This window comes from Tenacibaculum todarodis, assembly GCF_001889045.1.
Classification (GTDB): domain Bacteria; phylum Bacteroidota; class Bacteroidia; order Flavobacteriales; family Flavobacteriaceae; genus Polaribacter; species Polaribacter todarodis.
Genome location: NZ_CP018155.1, coordinates 2,702,371 through 2,726,048 on the forward strand (window position 1 = coordinate 2,702,371; position 23,678 = coordinate 2,726,048).

A 23,678-nucleotide genomic window follows, 5' to 3' on the forward strand; every position below is an offset into this window, starting at 1 on the left:
ATGTTTTTTTTATTTTGTTGTGTCTTTTACATTTTCTTTAATCCATTTTGTACATTTTTTAAAATCTTTAAAAATATGCTCATTTGGAATAAAATCTGGAATAATGTCAATACGTTCCATCATATAACGAGGTTGTTTTAATAAACCAACAAATAGAACATCAACATCTTTTGTTTTTAAATCTTGTAGCATGTCTTCCATGGCATATAAACCAGATTGATCCATATACTGCATACGACCTAATCTTAAAATTACTGTTTTTGCAGTTTTTGGAATTTGAAGAGTTAGTGCTTGGAAATCGCTTGTAGAACCAAAGAATAATGGTCCTTTTATATGTTTGATAAAAACTTCCTCTTTTAGATTACTTGGAAAATCGCCTTCATCGTCCCAAGCTTCTTCTTTTAATGATTTTACGTCAGAACGTTCTGCTGTTAAATCACCAATTTTCTTCATAAACATTAATGAAGCAATAACTAAACCAATACCAACGGCGTACACTAAGTTCCAAAATGTAGATAAAAATAATACTACCAACATTATAATAACTTCAGAACTTACTTTAAAAGGACCAATTTTAGCATCTCTTGGTAAAGCAGGTATTGCTTTTAAACCTTTATAATCCATTACACCAATACCAACGGTAATTAAAATACCTGCTAATACTGCGGCAGGAATTTTAGATGCAACTGGACCTAAAGCATACATAATTACTAATAGCATAATACCAGCAACCATTCCGGAAAGCTTTGTCTTTCCTCCAGCATTAATATTTACAACCGTTCTAATAGTTGCTCCAGCTCCAGGAATTCCTCCAAAAATAGCTGCAATACTATTTCCAATTCCCTGACCAATTAATTCCTTATTGGGCTTGTGTTTAGTCTTCGTCATATTATCTGCAACTACAGATGTTAAAAGTGAATCTATGGCACCTAATAACGCTAATGTTAACGCTGTAAAAATATATGGCGTTACACTACTAAAACTAAAGTCTGTAAAAATGCCTAAATTCGGAACAGGAAATCCACCAGGAATTTCTTCAATTGGTCTATAATCTGGGAAAAAGAAAATAGCAATTACTGTTACTACTAACAATGCTACCAATGTACTTGGAACAGCTGTTGTTATCTTTTTAAATCCGTAGATAATTACAATGGTTCCTAAAGCTAATAAAAGCTCTAGCCAATTGATGTTTTGTAATGCTCTACCCAAAACTTTAAAAGTTCCCATAACACCAGAAGCTTCTTTACCAGCCAATGTTTTACTTTCTCTTAAAATATCATCTTGCGTTATTTTTCCTGCTCTATCTACAGTTTCTTTAAAGTTTTCTAGAACTAAAATTCCTTCTCCAGCCTCTTCTTTTAAGATGTTTTCAAGAATTATTTCTTCCGCTTGCGGTTTAAATTGTTCTACAAATTGCGCATCTTCTTTTGCATAATAACCTACGGCAGGTAAAATTTGAGTTACTAAGATAATAACTCCAATTGCGGTCATAAAACCGGAAACTACAGGATACGGAATGTATCGTATATATTTACCTAAACCAATTAAACCTAAACCAACTTGTAATAAACCGGCTAATAAAAATACAGTTAAAATTATTGGTAAAGCTTTTGAAACATCTCCATCATTTGCAGCTACTAAACCTGCAATTACAACCATACTTACTGCTGTCATTGGTGCAGTTGGTCCAGAAATTTGTGTGCTTGTTCCACCAAAAAGAGCGGCGAAAAAACTAATAAAAATTGCACCATAAAGACCAGCACTTGGTCCTAAACCAGAGGAAACTCCAAAGGCTAATGCTAAAGGTAAGGCAACAATACCAGCGGTTATACCACCTAAAATATCACCTTTAAGGTTACTAAATAAATTTTTCATTTATAAATGTTTGATTAGCATCTTTTCTGAAATTTAAAGAAAGATGCAGGGTTAATAATTTTTATTGAATTTGAGTTAACTCAACTCGGGAGGAGGCGTATCTAATTTTGGATACTCAGAAACGTAATTTTTAGTTGTAAAACGTACGTTTTTTTTCTTTTGAATTCTATTGAATAGGAAAGAATTTGATGTAGTTGTGTTAATTTTAACGTCTTTTAAAGAAACTTTTCCAGTGCTTTCTTCCTCTTCATTTAGGTTTAATAAAATGGTAATATCTTGTGTATTATCAACCAGACTTATTATTGTAGGAGCTACAATTAAGCTAGTAAAGAGAAGTAGAAAAAAAGTTGCAACTTTAATTTTCAAATTAACTTATGTTTTTAAAAAAGCAAAAATAAGAAAGTACACGTTAATAATTGTTAATTTACAATTAAAAAGTGGTTATAATTTTTAAATTTTCATCAATAGTCCAGCCAATTTTACCGTCTGCAAGTTTAATTTTTTTCCAATTATCAACTGTATCTAAAACAAATACTTTAGTTCCTTCATGGATTGTGAAAACATCATTAGAATTTTCTGTTGGAGCATTTTTAACTTCAACTTCTTCACTAAAAATAATAGCCTCAACAGTATTTTTCTTTAAATTGAATTGATTATAAGTTATAGCAATTGTAGCAATCAGTAATAAAAAACTAAGACTACTAAATACAAAAAACAACCTTTTTCTATTGGGAGTTTCTGCAAAATAGAATACTAAAAATAAGATAGCTGCTAAGAATGATAGAAATACACATACAATTGCCCATTCGTTATAAGTGAGTTTCTGTAAGTAGTTTTTGTTAAATTGTTGTAACAGCGATTTTGGTAACTCTTCAATGCTATCTAAAGTTAATCTATTGGCAAAAATTAAATTGTTTTTTGCGTCTGTGTTTAACGGATTTAATTTTAAAGCTTTCTCGTAATTATAAACTGTTGGAGCAACTTTATTTAGTTTATAATAAGCGTTTCCTAAGTTGTAATACAACTCAGAAGAAACTTCTTTGTTGGCTTCAATTTGATTATAAATATCAATAGCTTCTTGATATTTACCCTCTTTATAGAATGTGTTTGCTTTGGTAAATAATTCGTCAGTAGTTTGAGCGGTTGCAAATCCGCTAATAATTATTGTTAATATGAAAATTATGTTCTTCATTTTTCTGTCATTCCTGCGAAGGCAGGAATCTTATTCTTATTAAATTTACTTTGATTGGATTCCTGCCTAGGCAGGAATGACAAACTTTAGTTTTCTTGCTTTATAATTGTTTATCTAATTGTGTTATTACTTGTTTTGCATTGTTGTATTCTTCTTCCATTTGCAAGTTGGTTATTGGTGTGTAACGTGCAAAATCACTTGATTTTAAAACATCAATAAATTGAGAAATGGTTGTGTTATCTATTTTCTTATCTTGTAAAAGAAGTGTTATTTTTTCTCTACTAATATCAGAAGTTTCAATGCTTAACTTCGCTTTTAAATAATTATGCAATGCTCTTTCTAAAGCTTCGTAAAACGCTTCTTTTTTACCTAGTTGCTTTTGCGCTTCTGATAAATATTTTTTAGCAAGTTTGTCTGCTTTTCGTAAACGATTACCAACAATATCTCCATCTCGTTCTTCTTTCTTTTTAGCTAAAAAAATACCGATAGGAATTGAAAGTAACGGTAAAAGCAATAACACATAAAATAAATTAGATTTAAAGAAATCATCCTTTTCTAAGGTAGCAAAACTGCTTGAAGTTTGTATGTATCTAAAATTGTTACCTGTTGCTTTTACTGCTTGTTTATTAACTGCATTTTCATCAACTTTAGCAACTAATTCCTTGCCTTCTAAAACATCTACATATAAATCTTCAGTTGTAATAGTTTGATAGGCTTTTTCCTTCGGATTAAAATAAGAAAATGACGTATTCGGAATTTTATATTTCCCTTTATATTCTGGAACAACTGTATATAAATCGAATACTTCTCCGCGTAAACCGCCTGCACCAACACTTACTTTTTCTTTTCTTTCTGGTGCGTAGACTTCTAATTCTTCTGGAGTTTCAATAGATGGTAATTCAAATAATTTTAGGTTTCCTTTTCCTTTTACACCTACTTTAATTTGAGAAGATTCGTTTGCTTTAAGTGTATTTTTACTTAGTGTTACATCAAAAGAAAACTCACCAACGGCACCTGTAAAATCTGCTGGTTTATTTTCTAATGGTAAACCTTTAACTTGAATTGTTTTTCTTGTTGAAGAAAAATCTTTTCTAACTTGACGTGTTATTGGGTTTCCAAAGAAATCTCCACGACCTGTTGGAACAGCAACTACAATGTCCATTTTCATTGGGTCAATAGTTAGTTTACCAGATTTTGTAGGAATTAAATAAGCTTTGTGTAAGACTGCATATCGATAACGTTCGCCGTTATATTCGCCGATTTTTGCTTGTACACCGTTTAGTTTTATCTCTTGATTCCAAAAGCCATTATATTGTGGTGCTTGTGTAATTGCATTGTCATAAATACCAACATTTTCGCTAAAATAAAGTCGATATTCTACATAAATACCTTCGCCAACATAAGGTCTGGATTTAGATATTTCTGCTACTAAATGTATGTTTTGCTCGGCAATATAATTTGGATCGTTTGGGTTTTTAGGAACTTTAACTGCTCCAGTAACAATAATTTTAACAGGTTTAGATTGTAATGTTTTTCCGCCTATTTCAATACTTGCACTTGGTATATTAAACTCACCTTGTCTTTTAGGTTCAATAATATACGTATAAGATTGAGAAAAACTCGCTTTACCGTTTATCCAAGATTGACTAACCGATTGACTTGGGCCGCCAACAACTTTAAAGTTTGTGAAATTTGGCGATTTAAAATTATCTGCTCCTTGTTTGTTTATAGTAAACTGTACACGTAAACGTTGGTTTACACCCAGTTTGTTTTTACTAACAGTTGCTGTAAGTTCAGTTTCTTGTGCGGTTGCAATAACAGCTAAAAAACTTAGTATAAATGTTATGTAAAATTTCAACTTCATAATTCTTTAAAACGGCAAAAATAATATTTTTTAACTGCCAACTGTGACTGAAAACTGTCAACTGATTTTCTACCAGTCTTTTTCTTGTTTTACTTTCTTACCTTTTGCTTTTTTAGCATTCATCTTTTTCTGAGTCTTTTTTTCTTCATTATTAAGACTTTCTAAAAGTTGCTTCATCTGCTGAGGTGTCATTTTTCCTTGTTGTGGCTTAGGCTCTTGTTTTTTCTTGTCTTTGTTTTTATCCTGTTTGTCATCACCTTTGCCATCTTTATCATCTTTCTTCTTATCCTTGTCGTCGCCGTCTTTCTTATCTTTATCCTTGTCTTTATTTTTGTCGTCCTTGTTCTTGTCGTCTTTTTTATCCTTGTTTTTATCTTTATTTTTGTCGTCTTTCTTGTCTTTATTCTCTTTATCTAATAATTGTTGTGCAACAGCGAGATTGTAACGAGTTTCATCATCTTTAGGATTATTTCTTAAAGAATTTTTATAAGCATCTACAGCAGGTTGATATTGTTTTTGCTCCATCATTGCGTTACCAATATTGTGATATGCTTCTGCTTTGGCAAACTTGTCTTTTGCTGTTTTTGCGGTTAATTCGTATTGAGGAACTGCTTCTTTATAATTTTTTTCTTGATAAAGAGCGTTTCCTAAATTATAGTTTCCTTTTTGATATTTACTGTTTTTGCCCAATGCTTTTTTATAGGCTACAGAAGCATCTACATACTTTTGTTTGTTATACAAATCGTTTCCATCTCGTAATAAAGCACGTGCTTCTCTTTGGAGTTTAAGTGTGTCTTGTTGTGCTAAAATTCCTGTGGAAGTTAGCATTAAAAGGAATAAAAGTATGTTTCTAAAAATCTTCATTTTACTTCTTTTCTTCGTTAAATAAATCAACTTTACGCAACCATTTTGTTTTTTTATCAAATAGAAAAATGTCTATTAATAAAAACAAAATACCAATACCAATAAACCACTGAAATTGGTCTTTATAGTCTGAAAACTGTTTGGTTTCAAACTCACTTTTTTGCGCATTTGAAATAATATTCTCTATAATTTTTACAGGATTATCGGTTTTGTTTCCGTCTATATAATTTCCATTAGCAGCATCTGCAATTCCTTGTAAAACCTCTGGTTTACGTTTTGTAATTACCGTTTCTCCTTTGTTATCTTTTTTATAACCAATAAGCGAGCCATTAATTTTCATAGGAATTGGGCCACCTTTTTCTGTCCCAACACCAATAGTGTAAACTTTTACACCTTCATTGGCTATATTTTGAGCTACTTGTTTGGTTTCTTCTTGATGATCTTCACCATCAGAAATAATAATTAAAAAACGGTTGGTTTGCTCGTCATTATTATAATATGTTTTTGCCAAATTTAAAGCTTCGGTAATTGCTGTTCCTTGGCTAGAAACCAAATCTGGATTCGCATTTTGTAAAAACATTTTTGCAGCTCCATGGTCGGTTGTAATTGGTAAAAGCGGATACGCATTACCTGCATAAATTATAATTCCAACTCTATCGCTACCAAGTTTATCAATAATTTTAGAGATAATTTGTTTCGATTTTTCTAATCTGTTTGGTGCAATATCTTCTGCCAACATACTTTTAGAAACGTCTAAGGCAAACACTACATCTACACCTTCTCTTTTAACAGTTTGTAGCTTTGTTCCCATTTTTGGATTTACCAAAGAAACTATTAAAAAGGCCATTCCAATCAACAAGAAAACTAACTTTAAAGTAGTTTTAAATGTGGAAGAGTTAGGCGCTAATCTTTCTAATAAATCGGAATTAGCAAATTTCTTCTGTGTGCGTTTTTTCCACCATAAAACCAACAGAAAAATAACAATCATTACAGGAATAATTGCTAATAGGTAAAAATATATTGGTTCTTCTAATTTGTACATTTCTCTTAGTTAAAAAGTTGAAGGTTTAAAAGTTGAAAGTTGAGTGCGAAACTTTGCAACTTTATACTTTTTTACTTTACAACTACTATATAAAACTCTTAAATATTGTGTTTCTTAAAATGAATTCAAACAATAATAAACCTAAGCCAAGTAATACTAAATCTCTATACTTTTCTTGGTAATTGTAATATTTAAATTCTTCTATTTTTGTTTTTTCAAGCTTGTCAATTTCATCATAAATTTCTTTTAATTTTGAATTGTCTGTTGCTCTAAAATATTTTCCTTCGGTTTCTTTTGCAATGTGTTTTAACAACGCTTCGTCAATTTCTACCTGTTGTTTTCTAAATGATAACTTACCCGTTCTTGGGTCTTTACTCCATGGAAAATCTGCCATTCCGTTGGTTCCAATTCCAATTGTGTATGTTTTTATTTTTAACTCTTTAGCAAGTTCAGTTGCAGTTCTTGGGTCAATGTTTCCGGAATTATTTACACCATCAGTTAGCAAAATAATTACCTTACTTTTTGCTTTGCTTTCTTTTAGTCTATTTACAGCAGAACCTAATCCCATTCCAATTGCGGTTCCACCTTCTAATTGTCCCCATTTAATTTCAGAAATGGTTCTTTTTACAATAGATTTATCGCTTGTAATTGGTGTTTGTGTAAAACTTTCTCCAGCATAAATTACTATTCCGATTCTATCATTTGGACGACGATTTACAAATTCCGTAGCCACTTTTTTAAGAGCTTCTAATCGGTTTGGTCTTAAATCTTTTGCCAACATACTTGCAGAAACGTCAATTGCCATAACAATATCAATTCCGCGGTTTGTTTTTGTTTTTTTACTTACTGAAACATTTCTTGGACGTGCCAATGCAACTATAAATGCGGTTAAAGCCAATAAACGTAATAAGTAGAGTAGTGGTTTTAACTTCGGAAGAAAAGAACCTTTAACATTAAAGCCTTTTACACTTGGCATTGTAAGTTGTGCGCTTTCTCTTTTTCTGCTGAAAAAATACCACAAAGCAAGTAGTGGAATTGCTATAAGCAACCACAAAAACTCTGGACTATGAAACTCGAAATTACTCCAATTCATCTTCTGTAGTTATAGTTTTAGGTTTCAAGTTAGCAATAATGTTTTCTGCATCTTTACGGTCTTCTTCAATTTCTAAAGCCATAGGTTTAGATTTCGCGAATTTTACTAAATCGGCTTCTTGCAATAACCCTTTTAGTGTTTTAATTGTTTCTTTTGAAGTTTCAATAGATTTTATGTTATTGAAATCTACTAAAGTATCTATTACTTCATCCGTAGTGCTTTCTAGTGCAGGTATTTTTAATTCTCTCTCAATGTAGCCACGAACAATATCTGTTAATTCACTATAGTATTTTTTAACATGATTGTTTTGCCACAATAACTTTTCATCTAATTGTTGTAGTTTTTTCATAGCTTCTTCAAAAGGAGCTAAAGCAGGAACAATAATAAGCTCTTCTTCCTCTTTTTTCTTACGGAAGAAGAAATAATACACCAATAATCCAATAATTACAAGTGCAGCAATAATCCAATAAACAAGGTTTTTAAAGTCATCAAATTGATACGGTTCAGATTTTATTCCTTTAATTTCAAATTTCTTTACTTTAGTAGTGTCAACAGCCACAGTTGCTACATTCACCAATAAACTGTCAGTTAAAAATGCCTGATTTTTTATGAATATTTGCTGTTGTGGAATGTAAAATGCGCCACTATCAAAACCTGTTAAAATATACTTTCTAATCAAGCTATTTTTAACAGTATCTATTTTGGTGGAATCAACAACTTCTAAGCCTTTTAATGCTAGTTTTGGTATAATTACATTTTCTGTTTCATTTATAGAAATTTTATATTGAAACTGCTCTCCAATTCTAATGTTTGCAGTATCAATTTCCACTTCAACTTGAGAAAATCCAAGAGAGGAAACAAAGAAAAATAGCAACATAAAACCTCTCTTCCCGGCCTTCTCTCCAAAGGAAAGAAGGCGTTTGGCTTGTCTTTTCTTTTGGCTTTTCTGAAACTCGTTATATGTGTCGTTTTTTTTCAATTTTTTAAAATATTCTATTTTTTTATTCTTATTTCGTCTAACCGTTTCTTCCTTTTGAGAAGGTTAGGGTGTGCTTTTTATTTGTGTTTAAAATAGCCTAATAATTTTTTAACATAACTCTCGTCTATACGAGTGTTTATTGTTCCAGCGCCACTTTTTTTAAATGTTGAAATAAAATAATCGGACAATCTTAATGCGTTTGCTTTGTAGCTTGTTCTTACAGATTTTGATGAAGTGTTAACTAAACTTACTTGTCCGTTTTCAGCATCTAACATTGGCACCATTCCTAAATTAGGAATTTCCTCATCGTGTTTGTCATAAACCCTAATTCCGGTTACATCATGTTTATTTCCAGCAATTTTTAGCGTTCGTTCATAATTATCATCCATAAAATCAGACAACATAAAAACTATGGCTTTTTTCTTCATGATGTTAGAAAGAAATTTAAACGCTTCGGCAATATTCGTTTGTTTACTTTTTGGCTTAAATTCAATTAATTCTCTAATAATTCTTAAAACGTGACTTCTACCTTTTTTTGGCGGAATATACAATTCAATAGCATCAGAAAATAAAATTAACCCAACTTTATCGTTATTTTGAATTGCTGAAAATGCTAGAGTTGCAGCAATTTCTGTAACAGTATCTTTTTTAAATTGATCTTTAGTTCCAAAAAGCTCTGATCCAGAAACATCAACCATTAACATCATGGTTAACTCTCTTTCTTCTTCAAAAACTTTTATATAAGTTTCGTTGTAGCGCGCTGTAACATTCCAATCAATGGCTCTAATATCATCGCCATATTGGTATTGTCGCACTTCAGAAAACGTCATACCACGACCTTTAAATGTCGAATGGTATTCGCCTCCAAAAATATGATTAGACAAGCGTTTTGTCTTAATCTCTATTTTACGAACTTTTTTAAGTAATTCTTTTGTATCCATTGTTTTAGTAAACAGTTTTCAGTATTCTAATTTAGTAGTTAGTAAGAGTAAGCAACTGCCTACTGCTACTTATTTTACTGCAAACTTTCTATGGTACTTCAATCTCGTTTACTATTTGGCTAATAATATCCATTGAAGAAATATTTTCCGCTTCCGCTTCATAAGTAACTCCAATTCTATGACGTAAAACATCGTACACAATGGCACGTACATCTTCTGGAATTACATAACCTCTTCGTTTAATAAAAGCGTAACATTTTGCAGCTTTTGCTAAGTTGATACTTCCACGAGGCGAAGCTCCAAAACTAATTAATGGTTTTAAGCTTTCTAAATTGTATTTTTCAGGATAACGAGTAGCAAAAATGATGTCTAAAATATATTTTTCAATCTTTTCGTCCATGTAAACTTCATTCACTACTTCACGAGCTTTAATTATTTCGGCAACAGAAACAGTTGGATTTACAGTTCCAAATCCGCCATTCAAATTTTGACGCATAATTAATTGTTCATCCGCTAATTTTGGGTAATCAATAACCACCTTCAACATAAAACGGTCCATTTGGGCTTCTGGTAACGGGTAAGTTCCTTCTTGTTCAACTGGATTTTGAGTTGCCATTACTAAAAATGGTTCATCTAATTTAAAAGTAGTGTCGCCAATTGTAATTTGACGTTCTTGCATGGCTTCCAATAAAGCTGATTGAACTTTTGCTGGCGCACGATTAATCTCATCAGCCAACACAAAATTTGCGAAAATTGGTCCTTTTTTTATTGAAAAGTCGTTTTCTTTTACATTGTAAATCATTGTACCAACAACATCCGCTGGTAATAAATCTGGAGTAAACTGTACTCTACTAAAACTTGCTTGCACAGCTTTGGATAAAGTATTGATGGCTAGTGTTTTTGCTAGTCCAGGTACACCTTCTAAAAGTATGTGTCCGTTACCTAATAAACCAATTAATAAGCGCTCAACCATTTCTTTTTGACCGATAATAACCTTATTTATTTCGGTTGTAAGTATGTCTACAAAAGCACTCTCTCTTTCAATTTTCTCATTAATAGCTCTTACATCTACATCCATTTGATATCTTTATTTGTGTTATAATTTTAGAAAAACAAAGCTACAATAATAGTAAATTTTGAGTTGTTAAAGTATGGTTAAAGATTAATGTTAAATTAGGTGAGTCTTTTTTAATTGAAATTAATTATGAGATGTTATTATTTAATGGAAAGGTGTTAAAGTTGTAAATATGTTAATAATAGTTTGTTTTTGTTAAAAAAAATATAAATATTTGTATGATAACATTTAACCAATAAATATATGAAACAAAGTTATTTTTTTAAGAAAACACTTGTTGCATTTTTACTTTTATTAAGCAGCTCTTTAATAGCTCAAACAATAAAAGGTAAAGTTGTGGGCTCAGATGGTGAGACACTTCCTTACATAAATGTAATAGAAAAAGGAACTACCAACGGTACAACTACCGATGATAATGGAGAATTTGCTATAAATTTAAAGCAATTACCAACTACAATAGTAGTTTCTTCAATTGGATTTGAGACTGTAGAACAGTCTGTAACTTCATCTAAATATCTTACAATTACTCTTGCAGAAGACAGTGTAAGTTTAGATGAAATTGTATTAGTAGGTTCTCGTAACAAGAGTCGTACAATAATTGATACACCAGTACCAATTGAAGTTTTAGATGTAAAGGAATTAGCACAAGCTAGTCCGCAAGTTAATTTAAATCAAATTTTAAATTATGCTGCACCTTCATTTACGTCTAACACTCAAACTATTTCTGACGGTACAGACCATATTGACCCAGCATCTTTAAGAGGTTTAGGTCCAGATCAGGTATTAGTACTTGTTAACGGTAAAAGAAGACATAACTCTTCTTTAGTTAATGTAAATGGAACTTTTGGTAGAGGTAGTGTAGGTACAGATTTAAATGCAATACCTGCTGCAGCTATTAAAAGATTAGAGATATTAAAAGATGGTGCAGCGGCTCAGTATGGTTCTGATGCAATTGCAGGAGTTATTAATATTGTTTTAAATGATACTACTAATGAGTTAAACTTATCTGTTACAGCTGGAGCTAATGTTTCTAGTAATGCAAATGAACAAACTGGAGGTATGGATGGTGAAACCGTAAATGTTTCTGCTAACTACGGTATTGACTTAGGTAAAGACGGTGGTTTTATTAATTTTACTGGAGATTTTGATTTTAGAAATCCATATAGTAGAATGAAAGAATGGGAAGGAAGCGTTTTTAATGCTTACAATTCTATTGAATGGGTTGCAGCGCAATCTGGTGGATATGATTTGTCAAATCTTTCAATGGGTGATATTCAGTTTTTAGCGCAAGGTGTAACGCATTTTGATTTAGCTACTAAAAATGCTATTAATAATGCTGGTTCAATGAGTGAGTTACAGGGTCTTTTAGGTTTTGATACAACAGATGCTGAATTAATTGCAAGAGGGCAAACTCGTAGCGATTATAACATGAGAGTTGGTCAGTCTGGCTTACGTAGCGGGCGTTTCTTTGCAAATATGGAATTGCCTTTAGATGATAACGGAACAGAATTGTATTCTTTTGCAGGTATAAGTTCTCGTAATGGTAACTCAGCTGGTTTTTATAGACTGCCAAATCAATCTCGTACTTACACACCAGCATATTTAAATGGTTTTTTACCAGAAATAAACTCTAAAATTAACGATCAGTCTGTTGGTGTTGGTATTAAAGGTAAAATTGGTGAATGGGATGTAGATTTTTCTAATACTTGGGGTAAAAACAGTTTCTTGTATGAAATTTCTAATACAGCCAACGCATCTATGTTAAGTTCTACGCCTACTAGATTTGATGCAGGAGGTTTTTCTTTTGGACAAAACACAACAAATTTAGATTTTTCTAAGAACTATCCTGATGTGTTTAGTGGATTTAACGTTGCATTAGGAGCAGAATATAGAACTGAAGTTTATGAGATTGAAGCTGGAGAAGAAGCTTCATATACACAATATGACATTAATGGATTGCCAGTTACTGCTACAACTTCTGGAGCAACAGATTTCTTTGGAAATACAAGACCAGGAGGATCACAAGTTTTCCCTGGATTTAGCCCAGATAATGAAGTTTCAAGAAATAGAAATAGTATTGCGGCTTACGTAGATTTTGAAGCAGATCTTACTGAGAGATTTTTAGTAAGTGTTGCTGGTAGATTTGAAAACTATTCAGATTTTGGTTCAACATTTAATTATAAGGTAGCATCAAGGTATAAGTTAACTGATAATTTTGCTGTAAGAGGAGCGTTTAATACAGGTTTCAGAGCACCGTCTTTACACCAATTAAATTTTAACTCTACATCAACTATTTTTGATCAAAATGGAGACCCACAAGAGGTTGGTACGTTTGCAAATGATAGTAGAGTAGCAAAATTATTAGGAATTCCTGAATTAAAACAAGAGGAATCTGCAAGTGTAAGTTTAGGTTTTACAGCTAAATTACCAGATGCAAACATGAAAATTACTGTAGACGGTTATTGGGTTGGTATAGAAGATAGAGTTGTTTATACAGGTCAGTTTACTACTAATGATACTAATAGTAACCCTAATGATGATTCAAATTCAGAGTTTGGTCAATTGTTAAGAGATGCAAATGCAACAGCAGCATCATTCTTTGCAAATGCAATTGATACAGAGTCTAAAGGGATTGATGTTGTTATTACCCATAAAGCTCGTTTTGGAAATGATATGACTTTAAAATCTGATTTATCAGGAACATTTTCTGAAACAAAACAAGTGGATGATATTCATTCTTCTCAACAGATTGTAAATGCAGGTCTAGAAGGTACTTATTTTCCTGATGATAGTAGAGTTTACTTAGAGGAAGCAGTTCCAAGAACTAAATTAAGTTTATCAAACAACTTAACAGCCGATAAGTTTAACGTATTTATGAGAAACGTCTATTTTGGAGAAGTTACAGAAGCAACAACAAATGTAGATAGACAACAAGTTTTTAGTGATAAAATTGTTACTGATTTATCAGTAGGGTATAAAGCTACAGATAACTTAACATTAACTGTTGGAGCAAATAACATTTTTGATGTATATCCAGACAGAGCTGCAGATGCTTTAGCAGATGGAGGAAACAATAGAAGTAGTGGTCGTTTTGATTGGTCAAGAAGAGCACAGCAGTTTGGTATTGGAGGTAGATTCTTATTTGCTAGGTTAAGTTTCACATTAAAATAAAATAAAGAAATATGAAATATTTAAATAAAATACTATTTGCAGCAATAGCAGCAATAGCTTTTACTTCTTGTGAAACAGATGATTTTGATCCTGTAGTAGCAACAAGTTTTGATCCAGAACAAGTAGAAATCTCTTTTTCTGATACTAATAAAAATGTTATGGCTTTGGAAGCAGGAGGTACTGCTAATTATGAAATTTCTTTGTCTAAAGCATTACCTTTAGAGGCAAGTGTTACTTTTAAAATAACTTCTTCAGATGGTTCTATAGAATCTAATGGAGCACAAGAAGTAAGTTATTCAGAAGTTATGTTTGCAGCAGGAGAAACAAGTAAAGAATTAGTTTTAACTTTTGCAGATGATGCTAAAGAAGATGCTAGAGAAGTATATACAGTTGCAATTGAGAATTTGACTTTTACAGAATCTCAAAACAGTAATTTTATATTACTTACTAATGATGTTGAGAATCAATCTAGAACTGTAAAAGTTTACGATTCATTAAAAACAGTAGTAACAACAGCAGGTGATGCTACGGTTACATTAAGTTGGAGAGATGCTGCAACAGATTTTGATTTCGGTATGTTTAATTCTGCTGGCTCAAGTATAGATTTTGGTTCTGCATTTAATACAACGCCAGAAACCTTAACTATTTTAGAAGCTGAAGCAGATGATATATTCACTTTTACAATTTATGTTTGGGAAGCGGGTAGCAATGCTATTGATTATAATTTAGAATTTGTTTCACCAACAGGATCAGAAAATTTTACTGATACGCTAATAAATGCTTCGGGGTTTTATGATACAATTGAAGATACTTTAGAAATTTCTAAAACAACTAATGGATCAGAAGTAACCTATTTAATAGGAAAAGTATAACTTTAAAAAATAAAAGATGAAATATATATATAAATTAAAATTTGCAATTATTGCATTTGCGCTAATATTTAGCTCATGTGCTATTGATGATGATGAACCAACGATTGCGTCTTCAAAGGTTTACACAGTCAGTTTAACTACTGCTGGTGAGCTTATAGCAGATGCAACACAAGAAAGCTCTTTTGTTGCTATTCGCTTATCTGAAGCATTAGATACAAATACTCAGGTTGAATATACTTTAAACGGAGTATCTGAAACTATGATTTTTTCTCCAGGAGAAACTTCAAGATTATTTGAATTCGCAAATGATTCTGGAGCTTTTAATAGCTTAACTTTAGATGGTGTTAGAGGATTATATAACAATGTTCAGTTAGGAGATAAACAAGCTGTTTCATTTCTAGTTTTACCTGCACCAAATCCTAATGGTATTGAGTTGTTGGCTTTTAATGAGCTAGGCGAAGCTGGAGCATTATGGTTTGGTATGAGTGCTTTTGATATAGCAACTGGAGATTGGATTACTGATATCCAAACAAACTCGGCAGGTACGCACCCAAGACCAATGACTTTACCTTTGGATGGTTTAGGAAATGCAGGTTTCTATATTCCAAATGATGATTTACTTGCTTCAATTGATGCTTTTATGGCATTAAATTTATTTAACCAAAGTACTTCAGCAGAACCAATTGGTTTTACTATTTATGCTGTTTTTCCTGATGGAACTGTAGAGAAATTTACTGGTGATGTTCCTCCAGGTCAATTTGTAGATAATGCAGTAGTTGGTGTAAGCGTTAAAACTGATACATCAAGTACTAATCCAAATCAAGTACTTTATTCATTTTATGAATTATAGGATAAAGATTTAAAAATCAAATAAATTAAAAAGGATGCGAAAGCATCCTTTTTTTATTTATATGTTTTTAGTTTTAAACTTTCTTTGTCAACAACTCCATACGTAAAATACTGTATCCAATCACCTAAATTAACATACTTGCTGTTTTCTTGTAGTTGTATATCTAATGGCAAATGACGATGACCAAAAACAAAATAATCATAATGTTTTTCAGTTAGTTTCTTTTTGCAATATTGCACTAACCATTCATTTTCTTCGCCTAAAAATTTAGCATCTTCATCACCAGAAATCATTTTATTTTTAACAGACATGTATTGCCCTAAACGAACTCCTAAGTCTGGATGTAGCCATTTAAATAACCACTTAAACAAAGGGAAAGTAAACACTTTTTTCATTCTTTTATAACCTTTATCATGCGGTCCTAAACCATCTCCATGCCCGATTAAGAATAACTTATTGTTAATGGTAAATTCTTTTGGTTCATGAAAAACAGGAATGTTCAATTCTTTTTCAAAATAATCATGCATCCATAGATCATGATTTCCAACAAAGAAATAAATAGGGATTCCACTATCGCGAATTTCTGCAAGTTTACCTAAAACTCTAACAAAGCCTTTTGGAACTACAGTTTTATATTCGAACCAGAAATCGAATAAATCGCCTAATAAAAAAAATGCTTCAGCATCTTCTTTTACTTCATCTAACCAAGCAACGAATTTTTTTTCGCGTGGAAAGCTAGCTTCTGTAGTTGGCGCTCCTAAATGTTGATCAGATGCAAAATAGACTTTTTTATTGTCTGAAGTATTTATAGTAATCATTATAGCAAAGAAACGGCTTTAATTTTGGCTTTCCAACTCAAAAACTTTTTGAAGCATTTTGTCGTCTTCTTGGTTAGCTCTATATATTCCTTCTTCACCATATAATTCAGAAGCAATTATGGTTTTTAAGTATTTTTTTAACTGTTCTTTTGTTTTATAAGATGGATTAAAATCTTTTAATTTTGATAAGTATTGATCCGAAACTGTTCCGTTTTTATCAAAATTCAACATAAAACTTTCAACTGTTTCCTTAGATAATTCTTTTCTATTATCATCTACATACTTAAAAGCAAACCTATTTAAAGAAATAAAGAAGTTTGTATGTACATAACCAGTTGTATCAATTGGTACAAATACATCAGGAATAATTCCTCCGCCACCAAAAACTATTTTCCCTTTTGGTGTTTTAAATTGTAAACTATCAATGGTTTTAATGCTGTCTTTGCTAAATAACTCTCCATTTTCATAACGTTGTTCTACATCACCATCATAATCAATTGAATTGTTGTTTTTTTGAGATTTACTGTAGGGTTTCTGGATAGATCTTCCTGTTGGAGTATAATAACGTGCCGTAGTTAATCTAACGGCAGATCCGTCTCCTAAATCCATTTCTTCCTGTACTAATCCTTTTCCAAAAGAACGGCGCCCTATAATGGTTCCTTTATCATTGTCTTGCAATGCTCCAGCTACAATCTCTGAAGCAGAAGCTGAGTTTTCATCAATTAAAACATATAAACCACCTTTTTCAAAATCGCCTTTAGAGGTTGCAAATGATTTATCAATAAAACCCTTATTGTTTTTTGTGAAGACAATTAGTTTATCGTCTTCTAAAAATTCATCAATAATACTATTTGCGATGTCCATAAATCCACCACCGTTTCCACGTAAATCGAGAACTAAGTCGGTCATTCCATCGTCTAATAAATTATCTAAAGAAGTTTTAAACTCTTTGTATGTATTACGAGCAAATCTGTCTAATTTTATATATCCAACAGAGTCATTTAACATATATGCTACATCTACGCTTTTAATGTTTACGTTGCCACGATTAACCATAACGTTAAAAGTTGAATCATTCTCTCTTCTATAAATTTGAAGTTTTACTTGTGTGTTTGGTTTTCCTTTTAAGTAATCTGGAACTTTTCCACTCGGTAAGTTTTTGCCAAATAAAGTATCTTTATTTGCCATTAAAATTCTGTCACCAGCTTTAATTCCTGCTTTTATACTTGGCCCATTTTCAATAGGTCTAATTACCATAATAGAATCTTCAATCATTCTAAATTGTACACCAATTCCCACAAAATTACCTTGCATACTTTCGGTAACTGCTTGTAGTCTTTCTTTTGGAATGTATACAGAATGCGGATCTAATTTTTCCATCATTTCAGTAATAGCTCCGTCTAAAAGGTTGTCTGTATTAACAGTATCAACATAATCTCGTTGAATATAATCTATTAATCGTTTAATTTTCTTCTCTTTGGAAGAATTCCCAAATGCTAAACTGGAAGAATTTCCGCCATTAAAAAAAACACCAATTAATATTCCGAATACAACGGCAATTGATAAATATATAGGTAAATTATTTTTATTCATTAGTTAGGTGCATAAGTTCAACGCCTGCTTTTTCTAAGAAATCTATTCCAGATGTGTCTTTGTATTTTTGAGCATAAACAACTCTTTTAATTCCTGATTGATGGATGAGTTTGCTACACTCTTTACAAGGAGATAATGTTATATATAAAGTGGCGTCTTTGCACGATTGTGTTGAGCCAGCAACTTTTAAAATTGCGTTAGCTTCTGCATGTAAAACATACCATTTAGTATAGTTTTCTTCATCTTCACATGGATTTTCGAAACCGGTTGGAGTACCATTAAATCCATCAGAAATTATCATTCTATCCTTTACAATAATTGCACCTACTTTTTTGCGTTCGCAGTGAGAAAGTTTCCCCCATTCATGCGCCATCCTTAAGTAGGCTTTATCGTATTTCAATTTCTTTTTACTCATAAAAGCTAAATTAGTAAGTTCAGTTTTATTGATGCGTTAATTATTTACCAAAAAACCCTGTTAATCATCATTTGGGCAGCAAAACCGGCTACAACTGCAGATGCAACCAAAATCCAATCTCTTCTACTTACATTAAATATTCCTTGAAATAAAGCGCCAATTAATAAGATTATTAATACAATAATTACCTGAGCAACTTCTACACCTAAAGCAAATTCTAATAGTGGAAAGAGTTTATCCTCATTTCTTCCAATCATCATTTTAAAATAGTTGGAAAAACCAAGTCCGTGCACTAATCCGAAGAAAAGAGCGAAAAATAAATTCTGGTTTTCTTTTCCTTGTGATGCTTTTTTGGCTGTAAAAATATTCATTAAACCGGTAATAAAAATAGTTAGCGGAATAAGAAATTCAACCAAATCTGCACGAACATTTATAATTCCGTAAGCAGATAAAGCTAGAGTTATAGAGTGTCCAATTGTAAATAAGGTAACTAACCAAATAAGTTTTGTCCATTGTCTAAAAATATAGACACAAGCAAGTACAATTAAAAATAGAATATGATCGTAGGCTCTTATGTCTAATACGTGATATAAGCCCATTTTAAAGTAGAGGATAAAATCGTTCATTTTGGTAGTTTAAGGGTTAAATTTTAATTTGTCTATCAATTTGTTGGTCTAAAGAAATAAAAGTTTCTGTTCTAGAAACTCCTTTTATATTTTGAATATCTTTATTAAGTAAGTGCATTAAATCTTCGTTATTCTTACATAGTATTTTAATAAAAACAGCATAATTTCCTGTAGTATAATGACTTTCTACAACTTCTGGTATTTCTTTAAGTCTTTTTATGGCAGAAGAATAAATACTAGATGAATCTAAAAAAATTCCAACAAAAGCTGTTGTAGTATACCCTAAAGCTTTAGGGTTTAAGACCATTTTAAAACCTTCAATTAAGTCGGACTCTTCTAATTTTCGTAATCTTTGATGAATGGCTGCTCCAGAAATGCCAACTTCTCTTGCAATACTTAAAATTGGTGTACGAGCATCTTTCACCAAACTTTTGATAATTATTTTGTCTATTCCGTCAATTTTTAGTTTTTTCTTCATTGTAAATTCAATAAGGCATAAATATAAAAAAATAGCACATACAAAAGTGTATATGCTATTTTTAATTTATTTTTTAAACAAAAAACTTGTTTATGCTTTCATTTCAAAATCTTCCATAAATTTTGTAGTGTAGTTTCCTGCTACATAATCTGGATGATCCATTAATTGTCTATGAAATGGAATTGTTGTTTTAATTCCTTCAATAATAAACTCATCTAAAGCACGCTTCATTTTATTAATTGCTTCTTCACGTGTTTGTGCTTTTACAATTAATTTTGCGATCATAGAATCGTAATTTGGAGGAATCATATAACCTGCATACACGTGTGTATCCATTCTTACTCCATGGCCTCCAGGAGCATGAAAAGTTGTTACTTTTCCTGGTGAAGGTCTAAAGTTATTATATGGGTCTTCTGCGTTAATTCTACATTCAATTGCGTGCATTTGTGGAAAATAATTTTTTCCAGAAATTGGTACGCCAGCAGCTACTAAAATCTGCTCTCTAATTAAATCGTAATCAACTACTTCTTCAGTAATTGGGTGTTCTACTTGGATACGAGTATTCATTTCCATGAAGTAGAAGTTACGGTGTTTGTCTACTAAGAATTCTACCGTTCCAGCGCCTTCATATTTAATGTATTCTGCAGCTTTTACCGCAGCTTCACCCATTGCAGTACGCAATTTGTCTGTCATAAAAGGAGAAGGAGTTTCTTCCGTTAACTTTTGATGACGACGTTGTACAGAGCAATCTCTTTCAGATAAATGACATGCTTTTCCAAAAGAATCTCCAATAATTTGAATTTCTATATGGCGAGGCTCTTCAATAAGCTTTTCCATATACATATCATCATTACCAAATGCAGCTTTAGATTCTTGTCTTGCAGAATCCCAAGCATCTTTTAAATCTTCAGGTTTCCAAACAGCACGCATTCCTTTTCCACCACCACCAGCAGATGCTTTAAGCATAACAGGGTAACCAGTTTCTATAGCTGTTTTTTCACAATCTTCAAAAGATTCAATAACACCTTCACTTCCAGGAACACAAGGCACACCAGCTTCAATCATTGTAGATTTTGCGTTGGCTTTGTCTCCCATTCTGTCAATCATTTCTGGAGAAGCTCCAATAAATTTAATTTCATGTTCGGCACATAATTTAGAAAATTTAGCATTTTCAGATAAGAAGCCATAACCAGGATGTATTGCATCTGCATTTGTAATTTCTGCTGCAGCAATAATATTTGCCATTTTTAAGTATGACTCACTACTTGGTGCAGGACCAATACAAACGGCTTCATCTGCAAAACGTACGTGTAAACTTTCTGCATCTGCTTTAGAATATACAGCTACAGTTTTTATTCCCATCTCTCTACAGGTTCTTATGACACGTAAAGCGATTTCACCTCTATTGGCGATTAATATTTTTTTAAACATAATTTTCGAGTTTGAGAGTTTAGTTTTTTTTGATTTTAGGGTTAGTTTTTCTAACGTCTAAAGTCTAACTTCTTCCTTCTAATTATGATGGATCTACTAAAAATAATGGTTGATCAAATTCAACCGGAGAAGAATCATCTACTAAAATCTTTACAATTTTACCAGAAACTTCAGATTCAATCTCATTAAATAATTTCATTGCTTCAATGATACAAACTGTGTCTCCAACTTTAATTTCTGTACCTACTTCGGCAAAATTTGGTTTGTCTGGAGATGGTTTACGGTAAAAAGTTCCTATAATAGGAGATTTAACCGTAACGTATTTAGAATCATCATTTACAGCAGCAGGAATTGGAGCGGCAGCAACTGGTTGTGCAGCAGGTATTGATGCTGCAATTGGCATTTGAGCAACTGGAGCTGCAGTGTGCACAATTGTTGTTTCAGGAGTATCTGAACCTGTTTTAATGGTAATTTTTACATCTTCCATTTCAAGTTTTACTTCACTTGCACCAGATTTAGCTACAAATTTTATAAGATTTTGAATTTCTTTAATATCCATATTCTTTTGGGTTAATTAGTTGTTTTAGTTATGAGTTATATGCCCAAGTTAGGTAATTGGCTCCCCATGTGAAACCACCACCAAATGCGGCAAAAATTAAGTTATCTCCTTTTTTTAGTTGATTTTCGTAATCGTTTAATAATAATGGTAAAGTAGCTGATGTTGTGTTTCCATATTTATGGATATTCATCATTACTTTTTCTGGGCTTACGCCAACTCTTTTAGCTGTAGCATCTATGATTCTTGTATTTGCTTGATGCGGAACTAACCATTGAATGTCTTCTTCGGTTAAATTATTTCTGGTCAGCATTTTTTCTGCAACTTCAGCCATGTTTGAAACTGCAAATTTAAAAACTGTTCTTCCTTCTTGATGAACAAAGTGTTGTTTATTAGCAATTGTTTCTTCTGATGGAGGAAGTATTGAGCCACCAGCTTCTATTTTTAGAAAATCTCGGCCGTAACCATCACTTCTTAGATATTCGTCTTGTAATCCAAAACCTTCTGTATTGGGTTCAAAAAGTACAGCGCCAGCTCCGTCACCAAAAATTATGCAGGTTGCTCTATCTGTGTAGTCTATTATTGAAGACATTTTATCTGCTCCAATTAATAAAACTTTTTTATATCTACCAGATTCTATGTAACTAGATGCAGTAGACATTCCGTACAAAAAACCTGAACAAGCAGCTTGTAAGTCGTAAGCAAAAGCATTTATTGCGCCAATTTTAGATGCTGTATATACAGCTGTAGAAGCTACAGGCATATCTGGTGTTGCAGTGGCAACTATTACTAAGTCTATATCTTCTGGATTTGTTCCTGATTTTTGCAATAAATCTTCAGCAGCTTTTATAGCCATAAAAGAAGTTCCTTTGCCTTCTTCTTTTAATATTCTCCTTTCTTTTATACCCGTTCTTGAGGTAATCCACTCATCATTAGTGTCAACCAAAGTTTCTAATACTTTGTTTGTGAGTTTATATTCAGGAAGAAATTTTCCTACTGCGGTAATTGCGGCAGTTATTTTAGTCATAAATTGTTGTTTGTTTATCAATCTATTAATAATAGAGTTGAGAATTCAAATTACGTGTTTTTTTTTCACTTTTTGACCAAAAAAACGTCAAAAACATTCATTTTTGACGTAAATACGTAAAAAATCCCTCAAACTTGAGGGATTTTTAATTTTTAAAGAGTTTTTTTAAGCTTCTGCTCCTGCAGATTCTAAAACAATTTGTCCTCTATAATATAGTTTTCCTTCGTGCCAGTGTGCTCTGTGGTATAAGTGAGCTTCACCAGTAGTTGGGTCAGTTGCTATTTGAGGCATTACTGCTTTATAATGAGTTCTCCTTTTATCTCTTCTTGTTTTAGATATTTTTCTTTTAGGATGTGCCATTTTATGTGTTTTTTTCTGTTAGTAAATTCTTTAATTTATCCCACCTTGGGTCTGTTTCTTCTGTTTTTTCTTCTTTGAAAACTTCTAGTTTTTTTAACTTTTTTAATGCTTCAGACTGCATTGTGCCGTCTAATACATTTGGGTGTATTCTTTTGCTTGGTACTGCTAATACAATCATTTCATAGATATATTGTGCAACACTAAATTCATAAGCTCCATGAGGTAATATTAATAACTCCTCATTTTCATCATTGAATTCTTCTCCAAACTTTACAACCAATGGTAAAGTTGATTTTATTTCTTGATTAAAAGTTTCATTTGAGATATCACAAGGAACATTTACGGTTCCGTTTGCTGTAAAGGTAAGCTCTAAAAGTGTACTTTTCTTTACAAAATTGATATCTACTTGAACGTTTGCGTCAAGAAAATCGTCAAACTTAAATGCGTCAAAGAACTTTTTATCAATTTGATAATCAAACGAATGGCTTCCTTCTTTTAATCCTACAAACGGTATGTTGAATTGTTTTAAGTCTTTCATCATCAATCTAATTGAGCG

The 23,678-nt window shown here is 31.9% G+C and carries 23 protein-coding genes; 3 read left to right on the plus strand and 20 right to left on the minus strand.

The window, feature by feature from the left end; genetic code table 11:
• Positions 1 to 9: 9 nt before the first annotated feature.
• From LPB136_RS12365 to LPB136_RS12410, 10 genes are all read right to left on the minus strand, one after another.
• On the minus strand, positions 10 to 1,875 hold the full coding sequence (locus LPB136_RS12365; RefSeq protein WP_072556628.1) for a SulP family inorganic anion transporter: 1,866 nt from the start codon (positions 1,873 to 1,875) through the stop codon (positions 10 to 12).
• A gap of 75 nt (positions 1,876 to 1,950) precedes the next feature.
• Positions 1,951 to 2,241, minus strand: a complete 291-nt coding sequence (locus LPB136_RS12370) for a hypothetical protein (protein WP_072556629.1) — start codon at positions 2,239 to 2,241, stop codon at positions 1,951 to 1,953.
• 64 nt (positions 2,242 to 2,305) lie between these two features.
• Positions 2,306 to 3,067 carry an SH3 domain-containing protein gene (locus tag LPB136_RS12375; RefSeq protein ID WP_072556630.1) on the minus strand — a complete coding sequence of 254 codons (762 nt, stop codon included), beginning with the start codon at positions 3,065 to 3,067 and terminating at the stop codon, positions 2,306 to 2,308.
• Positions 3,068 to 3,167: 100 nt separating this feature from the next.
• The gene (locus LPB136_RS12380) at positions 3,168 to 4,931 is read right to left on the minus strand and encodes a BatD family protein (RefSeq protein WP_072556631.1); all 1,764 of its coding nucleotides are present in this window, start codon (positions 4,929 to 4,931) and stop codon (positions 3,168 to 3,170) included.
• Between the two features lie 69 nt (positions 4,932 to 5,000).
• Positions 5,001 to 5,795: a tetratricopeptide repeat protein gene (locus tag LPB136_RS12385; RefSeq protein ID WP_072556990.1), complete on the minus strand. Its 795-nt coding sequence runs from the start codon at positions 5,793 to 5,795 to the stop codon at positions 5,001 to 5,003.
• Between the two features lies 1 nt (position 5,796).
• Positions 5,797 to 6,837, minus strand: a complete 1,041-nt coding sequence (locus tag LPB136_RS12390) for a VWA domain-containing protein (protein WP_072556632.1) — start codon at positions 6,835 to 6,837, stop codon at positions 5,797 to 5,799.
• Positions 6,838 to 6,922: 85 nt separating this feature from the next.
• A complete protein-coding gene (locus tag LPB136_RS12395) occupies positions 6,923 to 7,930 on the minus strand; it encodes a vWA domain-containing protein (protein ID WP_072556633.1) in 1,008 nt (335 codons plus the stop codon).
• Positions 7,917 to 8,807, minus strand: coding sequence for a hypothetical protein (locus LPB136_RS12400; protein ID WP_072556634.1), 891 nt, complete (start codon positions 8,805 to 8,807; stop codon positions 7,917 to 7,919). The genes LPB136_RS12395 and LPB136_RS12400 overlap by 14 nt, the downstream gene beginning before the upstream one ends.
• A gap of 179 nt (positions 8,808 to 8,986) precedes the next feature.
• Entirely contained in the window at positions 8,987 to 9,850 is an 864-nt protein-coding gene (locus LPB136_RS12405; protein ID WP_072556635.1) for a DUF58 domain-containing protein, read from the minus strand.
• A gap of 88 nt (positions 9,851 to 9,938) precedes the next feature.
• Positions 9,939 to 10,928 carry an AAA family ATPase gene (locus LPB136_RS12410; protein ID WP_072556636.1) on the minus strand — a complete coding sequence of 330 codons (990 nt, stop codon included), beginning with the start codon at positions 10,926 to 10,928 and terminating at the stop codon, positions 9,939 to 9,941.
• 240 nt (positions 10,929 to 11,168) lie between these two features.
• On the opposite strand from LPB136_RS12410, the gene LPB136_RS12415 reads away from it, so the two are divergent.
• The 3 genes from LPB136_RS12415 to LPB136_RS12425 are packed head-to-tail and all read left to right on the plus strand — an operon-like array spanning position 11,169 to position 15,818.
• The gene (locus LPB136_RS12415) at positions 11,169 to 14,096 is read left to right on the plus strand and encodes a TonB-dependent receptor (RefSeq protein WP_072556637.1); all 2,928 of its coding nucleotides are present in this window, start codon (positions 11,169 to 11,171) and stop codon (positions 14,094 to 14,096) included.
• An 11-nt stretch (positions 14,097 to 14,107) separates the two neighbouring features.
• A complete protein-coding gene (locus LPB136_RS12420) occupies positions 14,108 to 14,968 on the plus strand; it encodes a Calx-beta domain-containing protein (protein WP_072556638.1) in 861 nt (286 codons plus the stop codon).
• A 16-nt stretch (positions 14,969 to 14,984) separates the two neighbouring features.
• A complete protein-coding gene (locus LPB136_RS12425; protein WP_072556639.1) occupies positions 14,985 to 15,818 on the plus strand; it encodes a hypothetical protein in 834 nt (277 codons plus the stop codon).
• 53 nt (positions 15,819 to 15,871) lie between these two features.
• Here the strand turns inward: LPB136_RS12425 and LPB136_RS12430 are convergent, their stop codons facing one another.
• From LPB136_RS12430 to LPB136_RS12475, 10 genes are all read right to left on the minus strand, one after another.
• Complete coding sequence (locus LPB136_RS12430) at positions 15,872 to 16,636, minus strand: UDP-2,3-diacylglucosamine diphosphatase (RefSeq protein ID WP_072556640.1); 765 nt, start codon at positions 16,634 to 16,636, stop codon at positions 15,872 to 15,874.
• A gap of 18 nt (positions 16,637 to 16,654) precedes the next feature.
• Entirely contained in the window at positions 16,655 to 18,229 is a 1,575-nt protein-coding gene (locus LPB136_RS12435) for a S41 family peptidase (RefSeq protein ID WP_072556641.1), read from the minus strand.
• Positions 18,222 to 18,644, minus strand: coding sequence for a deoxycytidylate deaminase (locus tag LPB136_RS12440; protein WP_072556642.1), 423 nt, complete (start codon positions 18,642 to 18,644; stop codon positions 18,222 to 18,224). The genes LPB136_RS12435 and LPB136_RS12440 overlap by 8 nt, the downstream gene beginning before the upstream one ends.
• A 44-nt stretch (positions 18,645 to 18,688) precedes the next feature.
• Positions 18,689 to 19,270: a HupE/UreJ family protein gene (locus LPB136_RS12445; RefSeq protein WP_072556643.1), complete on the minus strand. Its 582-nt coding sequence runs from the start codon at positions 19,268 to 19,270 to the stop codon at positions 18,689 to 18,691.
• Between the two features lie 16 nt (positions 19,271 to 19,286).
• On the minus strand, positions 19,287 to 19,748 hold the full coding sequence (locus LPB136_RS12450; protein WP_072556644.1) for an Lrp/AsnC ligand binding domain-containing protein: 462 nt from the start codon (positions 19,746 to 19,748) through the stop codon (positions 19,287 to 19,289).
• Between the two features lie 90 nt (positions 19,749 to 19,838).
• A complete protein-coding gene (accC, locus tag LPB136_RS12455) occupies positions 19,839 to 21,179 on the minus strand; it encodes an acetyl-CoA carboxylase biotin carboxylase subunit (RefSeq protein WP_072556645.1) in 1,341 nt (446 codons plus the stop codon).
• A gap of 82 nt (positions 21,180 to 21,261) precedes the next feature.
• Positions 21,262 to 21,738, minus strand: coding sequence for an acetyl-CoA carboxylase biotin carboxyl carrier protein (gene accB, locus LPB136_RS12460; RefSeq protein ID WP_072556646.1), 477 nt, complete (start codon positions 21,736 to 21,738; stop codon positions 21,262 to 21,264).
• 28 nt (positions 21,739 to 21,766) lie between these two features.
• Positions 21,767 to 22,762 carry a beta-ketoacyl-ACP synthase III gene (locus LPB136_RS12465; RefSeq protein WP_072556991.1) on the minus strand — a complete coding sequence of 332 codons (996 nt, stop codon included), beginning with the start codon at positions 22,760 to 22,762 and terminating at the stop codon, positions 21,767 to 21,769.
• Positions 22,763 to 22,927: 165 nt separating this feature from the next.
• Positions 22,928 to 23,122 carry a 50S ribosomal protein L32 gene (gene rpmF / locus LPB136_RS12470; RefSeq protein ID WP_072556647.1) on the minus strand — a complete coding sequence of 65 codons (195 nt, stop codon included), beginning with the start codon at positions 23,120 to 23,122 and terminating at the stop codon, positions 22,928 to 22,930.
• Between the two features lies 1 nt (position 23,123).
• Complete coding sequence (locus LPB136_RS12475; protein ID WP_072556648.1) at positions 23,124 to 23,660, minus strand: YceD family protein; 537 nt, start codon at positions 23,658 to 23,660, stop codon at positions 23,124 to 23,126.
• Between the last annotated feature and the right edge of the window lie 18 nt (positions 23,661 to 23,678).